The following is a 7,318-nucleotide window of genomic DNA, read 5'->3' on the forward strand; positions in this document are numbered from 1 at the left end:
AGATGGGCAAAAGCTCATCTTGAATATTTATGTCCTTTTGAATTAATTAAATTAATTGTTCCTTCATTAATTTCATATGCCTTTCCAAAACCTTTAACATATCTTCCATTTTTCAGTATAAGTTGAAATAAATGAAAATCTTGCATATTTTTAATGACTTGAATTATTTCTTTATTGTCTTCATTTTCATAAGTATTTAATACTTGCTCAAATAGCTGATTATCTCTTGTTATTTCTACACTCTCTACTCTAAATTTAAGCCTTTTTCTTGCAAAGATTGATATGCAATCTTTTTCATCTTCTATAAACATAATTTCTATGTTTTTATTATTGTAATTTACTCCTTCAAAGTGTTCGGCAATTTCACTAATATAAATATAAAAGTCATTTTTGTTTTTTATAATAGGAGTATATGAACATATGGTTTGATTGTTTAAATTTAAAGACGATATCATAATGCTTTTGCATTCTCGTATAAATTGATTAATTTCATCATGTAGTTGCATAAAAATTTCCTTGTAAGTTAAAATGAATAAGATTTGAGGATTGTAGAAAAGTAAAAAGAAGAGTTTGTTACTCTTCTTCATCAGTATTTTTGCGTACAACTTTAATGCGTTCTATGCTATTTCCATCCATCTTTTTGACTTCGTAGTAGCAAAATTTATCTTCTATTCTATCTCCAACCACCGGTAAGCGTCCTAAAAGATTGAAAACATATCCACCTATAGTGACTTGTTCTAATTCTTCATTAAAGCGTATATCAAGCATTTCTTCTACTTCACTAATTTCATATCTTCCTTGAAATTCATAAATGTTTTCTGCAAGCTTTTTAAAATGTGGACTAGAATCATCATGCTCATCGTTAATATCACCAACAATTTCTTCCATAATATCTTCCATAGTTAAAAGACCAGCAGTTCCGCCATATTCATCTACTACTAATGCTGTATGTACTTGTTCTTTATTCATCATGAAAAGAACTTTAGATATGCTGATATTTTCTGGAACTAGGATCATTTTGATTAGAAAATCATCTAAATTTTTCTTATCTTTGCTAAGTTCATTTTGCATAATGTCTCTAATATGCACCATACCTAAAATGATATCTTTAGAACCATCTATGTATGGAAAGCGTGTATGTTTATACTGACAAACTATTTGCATATTTTCTTCATAGCTTTTTTGTTTATTAAGACAAATCATATCTTTTCTAGGTGTCATGATTTCTTTTGCTACTGTATCTGAAAAATCGACAGCATTGCGTATGATTTCAGTTTCAAATTCATCCAAAACTCCACCTTTTTGGCTTTCACTCGCAATAAATTTAATCTCTTCTTCAGAGTGACTTAATTCGTGTTCTTTGGCAGGTTTTATACCTATAATTTTTAAAGAAACTGCAGCTAAAAAGTCAAATGTTTTAATGAAAGGTAAGAAAAGTAACCAAAACAAATGCAATGGTCTTGCAACCCATAAAACAGCTCTATCTGCAATGGCTATAGCAATGCTTTTTGGGACTAACTCGCCTAGCACAACATGCAATAATGTGATAATAGCAAAAGCAATAATAAATGCTATGGTATGGATTAATGCTGGAGCTAAACCTAAATTTGCTAGAGGAACTTCAAGAATTTTAGCAATAGCAGGTTCGCCTATCCAACCAAGAGCAAGAGAGCTTAGCGTAATACCAAGTTGGCAAGCACTTAAATAAGTATCTAGTTTTGAAGTGACTTCCAAAGCTTTTTTTGCATTGCGTTTTTTCTCTTTTACCATTTCTTCAAGTTTTGATCTACGCACTTTAACAATAGCAAATTCAGATAAAACAAAAAATCCATTTAAAAGCACTAAAGCTAATGCAACAAGAATCATAAAAGTAGAATAGCCTATATCAATAGAGGCAACAGTAGGTAGTGTTTGATTTAAGTCTAAAGATTGACTGGGGTCCAAAAAAACTCCTTTAATAAAATTTCGCAAAATTATATCAAATCAAAACTATAAAATTAGCTTAAAAATAATGATATATTTTAAATTAATTTAATGTTTTCTATATTCTATATTTTTTTCAAATTCATCTAAACGCTTGTAAATACTACGAAGCTGTGTGATAGTTGTCCAGTTGGTGATAAAAATGCTAAATGAAGATCTAACCTGGTCAAAAGCATTACCAACTTGTATGATAATTCCAAGTTGTATAAGTCCTAAAAATAAACTTGGAGCCATGATTAAAAAGGGTACTATAACCATGATTTGCTCAAATAAATAAAGCCATATATTAAAATACCCATAATGTAAAAATAATCTTTTATAATTGATTTTAAGCCCAGTAAATAAACTTAAAATACTTTCATCGCTTGCATAATTTTTTCTATCATCTTCAGCAAAAACAAGTTCTTTTCTAAAAGCAGCTTCGGCTTTTTGATTGTTATATTCTAGTCCAGGTAATTTTATACCTACAAACCATGATATAACTAAACCTCCTAAAGAAACCAAAAATGCAATCCATACTAAAGAGCCATTAATATCTTTTAAGATAGGTAAATTAACATGTGCACTTAACATCCATAAAATTGGCACAAAAGCAACTAAAGTCATAATTGCTTTGACAAAAGCTAACCCTAAACTTTCTATGATTTTTGAAAAATTATAGATATCTTCTTGAATTCTTTGTGAACTACCTTCTATGTTATCATCTTTTTTTTGCCAAAATTTAATATAATCAAAAGTCATAGCCTCGCGCCATTTAAAAGCATATATGCTTCCAAAATATTGCGTGATAGTAGCGATTAATACATAAGGCAGTGCTAAATATAAAAATTGTTTAATAAAATAATAAAAATCATTTATGCTATGATTTTTTGCATCTTGTAAAACATCGTAAAATTCTTTATACCATTCATTTATTGCTACATTAATAGAGGTTTGTGCTAATAAAGAAGACAATAAAAAAAACAAACCCAAGTAAGCCCATAAAGCCCATTTTTTAGAATAAAAAAAAGATTTAAACATTTTAAATTTCTTTCAGCATTTTTTCATAATGTTTTATTGTGTGTTTTTTTGCTTTAAATATTATACTAAAAATCATAATAAAACAACTTGCGACTAAAAATCCAGGAATGATTTCATAAATTTCTATAAAATTTGAACCAAAATGCTTATAAAATACAACAGTTAAAGCCCCACTAACCATTCCAGCTATTGCACCTTCTTTGCTCATATTTTTATAAAATAAAGAAAATAAAATAACGCTTCCAAAACTAGCTCCAAAACCTGCCCAAGCATAAGAGACTATGCTTAAAATTTGACTTTGAGTATCAAGTGAAAGTATAAAAGCTACACACGCTACAATCAAAACACCTAAGCGTGATAACAAAGTAATATTTTTATCATTTGTTTTTCTTTTTAAGATTTGTGTATAAAAATCTTGCACCAAGCTAGAAGCGCATACTAGCAATTGAGAACTTGCAGTACTCATAATGGCTGCTAAAATTGCACTGAGTAAAATTCCCGCCACCCAAGGGTTAAAAAGCACTTGAGACATTACAATAAATATTCTTTCAGGATCATTTAAAGTAAGATCAAATTTAGCTATATAAGCAATACCTAAAAATCCTATCATAGCAGCACCAAATAGAGAAATTACCATCCAAGTTATGCCTATAAAAGTCGCAGTAGGAATTTCTTTTACATTTTTTATAGAAATAAAGCGAATTAAAATATGAGGTTGGCCAAAATATCCAAGTCCCCAGGCTAAGGTTGATGCTACCACTAGCCAACCACCACCATCTAAACCAAAAGCTTGAGGTTTTACATCATTTATAGTAGAAAAAGCTTCGCCAAAGCCGCCAAGTTCAAAAATCATCACAAAAGGAATGATGATTAATGAACTCATCATTAAAAGTCCTTGTATCATATCAGTCCAGCATACGGCTTTATAGCCACCTAAAAAAGTATATAAAACAATAACTAAAAATCCAATACTTAATGCAAAAATATAAGGCAAATTAAATACACTTTCAAAAAGTTTAGCACCACTTACTAATCCAGCACTAATGTAAATAGTAAAAAATACTAAAATAACTACCGCACAAATACTTCTTAAAATATGTCTATCATCATGAAAGCGACTTTCAAAAAAATCAGGAATTGTAATACATTCTTTGGCTATTTGAGAAAAAATCTTTAATCTTTTAGCAACAAAGGTCCAGTTTAGAAACATACCAAAACTTAAACCTATGGCTATATAAATTTGTCCCAATCCAGCTGCGTATAAAGCACCGGGAAAAGCCATTAAAAGCCAACTACTCATATCAGAAGCACCTGCACTTAAGGCAGATATTACAGGTCCCATTGATGCATTTCCAACAAAATAATCTTTACTATTTTGATTTTTTTTGTAAAAATAAAAACCTATAAAAAGCATTAAAAATGCATAGGTAATAAAAGTAATAATAATAGGATAAGAAAATTCCACACTTTGTAAATTCATAAGTGTCCTTAAAAAATTTAAAAAATCATCATTTTACTTGTTTTATTTTAAAAAAACATTATAAAAATTATTTTTTATTTCAATGCTTTATAAAGTTTTTTTGTTACAATTTTCAAAAAAATTAAGGATAGTTAATGAAAAATCTTTTAATTATAGGTGCAGGTGGTGTAAGTCGCGTTGCAACTGTAAAATGTGCAATGAATAGTGATGTTTTTAGTAAAATAACTCTAGCAAGTAGAACTAAAAGTAAATGTGATGAAATAGCAGCTTTTATAAAAGAGCGTTTAGGTATAGAAATTCAAACTGAGCAAATAGATGCAGATGACACATCTGCTGTTGTAGAGCTTATTAAAAAAACAGGAGCTGAAATTTTATTAAATGTGGCTTTGCCTTATCAAGATCTTGCTTTAATGGATGCGTGTATTCAAACTAATATTCACTATGTAGATACTGCAAATTACGAACATCCTGATTTAGCTAAATTTGAATATAAAGAACAATGGGCAAGAAATGATAAGTTTAAACAAGCAGGAATTTTAGGACTTTTAGGAAGCGGTTTTGATCCAGGTGTTACTAATGTATTTTGTGCTTATGCGCAACAAAATTTATTTGATGAAATTCATTATATTGATATACTAGATTGTAATGCAGGTGATCATGGATATGCCTTTGCAACTAATTTTAACCCTGAGATAAATTTAAGAGAAGTATCTGCTAAGGGTCGTTATTGGGAAAATGGAAAATGGATAGAAACTGAACCTATGGAAATAAAAATGGAGTGGGATTATCCTGAAGTAGGAGTAAAGGATAGTTATTTGCTTTATCATGAGGAGCTTGAAAGTTTAGTAAAAAACATCAAAGGTCTAAAAAGAATAAGATTTTTTATGACTTTTGGACAAAGTTATTTAACTCATATGAAATGTCTTGAAAATGTTGGTATGCTAGGTATTAAACCTGTTATGCATCAAGGTAGAGAGATAATACCAATAGAATTTTTAAAAACTTTACTTCCTGATCCTGCTAGTTTGGGCCCTCGTACTAAAGGTTACACTAATATAGGTTGTGTGATTCGTGGTGTAAAAGATGGAAAAGATAGACAAGTTTATATTTACAATGTTTGTAATCACGAAGAATGCTTTAAAGAAACTGGAGCGCAAGCTGTGAGCTATACTACTGGAGTTCCTGCAATGATAGGAACAAAGCTAATCGCTAAAGGAATTTGGCAAGGAAAAGGTGTGTTTAACATGGAAGAATTTGACGCCAAACCTTTCATGGATGAGTTAAATACCCAAGGACTTCCTTGGAAAATTATAGAAATGGAGCCAAATTTAGGAAAATAATCTCAAGTCTTTTTTGACTTGAGAAAGTTTTATAATGACACAATTATTATTAAGTATAGATTGGACGCCTTTTTTAGTTTCCATAAAACTTTCTATTATTACTTGTATAATTTTGTTTTGTTTTTGCATACCTCTTGCTTGGGTTTTTACTTTTAAGCAATTTAGAGCAAAAAAAATTCTAGAAACTATAATAACCTTACCTTTAGTTTTACCACCGTCTGTTGTTGGTTTTTACTTGTTGATTTTATTTTCAAAATATTCTTTTTTTGGAGAATTTTTAGAAAAATATTTTAATATCACTTTAGCTTTTACTTTTGAAGGCTTGGTAATAGCAAGTTGCATTTACTCTTTACCTTTTATGTTTAATCCTTTATATAATGCAATGTCTTTAATTTCTAAAAATATTATAGAAGCAAGTTTTTCTTTGGGAAAAAATTCTTTCATCACACTTTTTAAAGTAATCTTACCAAGTATCAAACCAGCTATACTCAGTGCTTTAGTAATAAGTTTTGCACATACTATGGGCGAGTTTGGTATAGTATTAATGATAGGTGGTTCTTTAAGCGGAGAAACAAAAGTAGCTAGTATTGCTATATATGAAAGTATGGAAAATTTAGATTTTGCCACAGCTCATATTTATAGTCTCATACTTTTAATTTTTAGTTTTGTTGTTTTGTTAAGTGTAAATTTGTTAAAAAATAAATAACAAAGACTTATTTTATTGTATAATCAATTTATATCTTAAATTTAAAGGAGAAATGATGGATAATTCATTATCAGGATATACTAAAAAATATGACAATGAAGGGTATGGCTTACAATATCCAGATGGACATGTTATAAGATTTTATGAGAGAATCTTAAAATACAAATTAAATAAAACAAGTGGAAATTTACTTGATTTTGGTTGTGGAAATGGAGTTCATTCTAAGTATTTTCAAGATGTAACAGGGGGGGGGGTATTAATGCCTATGGTATAGATATTGTTCCTAGTTTAAAAAATACTTGGAAAAAAGATCCTAGGATAAATGAAAATAATTTTCATGTTATTACACCAAATTCTAGTTTTAAAAATTTATTTGATGTAAAAATGGATTTTATTTTTGCAAATCAAAGTTTATATTATCTGCCAAACAAAGACTTTCAAAAAACTATTGAAGAATTTTATGATTTATGCAATGATGGAGCAATAATTTTCGCGACAATGATTAGCTCTAAAGCTTATCAAGAATTTGTTGCAGGAGATGTTAAAGATAATGGTTTAGTGGAAGTAAAATCTAGTCCAAGATTAAATGGCGAATCTACTTATATAAATTTTACAAATACGATTGAAGAATTAAAAGAAAAATTTAAACCTTTTAAACCATTATTTTGGGGAGATTATGAATTAATAAATTTATATAATTTTGAAGGAAGTATACAGCATTTTATTTATATAGGGGAAAAATAATTTTATATGATAAAGACTTTATTAAGTCTTTATCATCCCTTCTTT

The 7,318-nt window shown here is 28.9% G+C and carries 8 protein-coding genes; 4 read left to right on the forward strand and 4 right to left on the reverse strand.

The genetic code is table 11. From position 1 onward, the window contains the following. Positions 1-14: 14 nt before the first annotated feature. The 4 genes from L8X50_RS07310 to putP form a co-directional block, all read right to left on the reverse strand. Complete coding sequence (locus L8X50_RS07310; RefSeq protein ID WP_263660794.1) at positions 15-506, reverse strand: pyridoxamine 5'-phosphate oxidase family protein; 492 nt, start codon at positions 504-506, stop codon at positions 15-17. Between the two features lie 67 nt (positions 507-573). Beyond that, a complete protein-coding gene (locus tag L8X50_RS07315) occupies positions 574-1,944 on the reverse strand; it encodes a hemolysin family protein (protein WP_263660795.1) in 1,371 nt (456 codons plus the stop codon). A gap of 87 nt (positions 1,945-2,031) precedes the next feature. Continuing rightward, positions 2,032-3,003, reverse strand: a complete 972-nt coding sequence (locus L8X50_RS07320) for a putative transporter (RefSeq protein WP_263660796.1) — start codon at positions 3,001-3,003, stop codon at positions 2,032-2,034. A 1-nt stretch (position 3,004) separates the two neighbouring features. Further along, complete coding sequence (gene putP / locus L8X50_RS07325) at positions 3,005-4,483, reverse strand: sodium/proline symporter PutP (protein ID WP_263659886.1); 1,479 nt, start codon at positions 4,481-4,483, stop codon at positions 3,005-3,007. A gap of 134 nt (positions 4,484-4,617) precedes the next feature. On the opposite strand from putP, the gene L8X50_RS07330 reads away from it, so the two are divergent. From L8X50_RS07330 to L8X50_RS07345, 4 genes are all read left to right on the forward strand, one after another. After that, positions 4,618-5,823: a saccharopine dehydrogenase family protein gene (locus L8X50_RS07330; RefSeq protein ID WP_263660797.1), complete on the forward strand. Its 1,206-nt coding sequence runs from the start codon at positions 4,618-4,620 to the stop codon at positions 5,821-5,823. A 34-nt stretch (positions 5,824-5,857) separates the two neighbouring features. Then, positions 5,858-6,529: a molybdate ABC transporter permease subunit gene (gene modB / locus L8X50_RS07335; protein WP_263659884.1), complete on the forward strand. Its 672-nt coding sequence runs from the start codon at positions 5,858-5,860 to the stop codon at positions 6,527-6,529. Positions 6,530-6,584: 55 nt separating this feature from the next. Next, positions 6,585-6,803, forward strand: coding sequence for a class I SAM-dependent methyltransferase (locus L8X50_RS07340; RefSeq protein ID WP_263660798.1), 219 nt, complete (start codon positions 6,585-6,587; stop codon positions 6,801-6,803). Between the two features lie 110 nt (positions 6,804-6,913). Beyond that, on the forward strand, positions 6,914-7,273 hold the full coding sequence (locus L8X50_RS07345) for a hypothetical protein (RefSeq protein WP_133319916.1): 360 nt from the start codon (positions 6,914-6,916) through the stop codon (positions 7,271-7,273). Positions 7,274-7,318: the final 45 nt, after the last annotated feature.

The organism is Campylobacter sp. CNRCH_2013_0898h (assembly GCF_025772965.1).
Classification (GTDB): domain Bacteria; phylum Campylobacterota; class Campylobacteria; order Campylobacterales; family Campylobacteraceae; genus Campylobacter_D; species Campylobacter_D lari_D.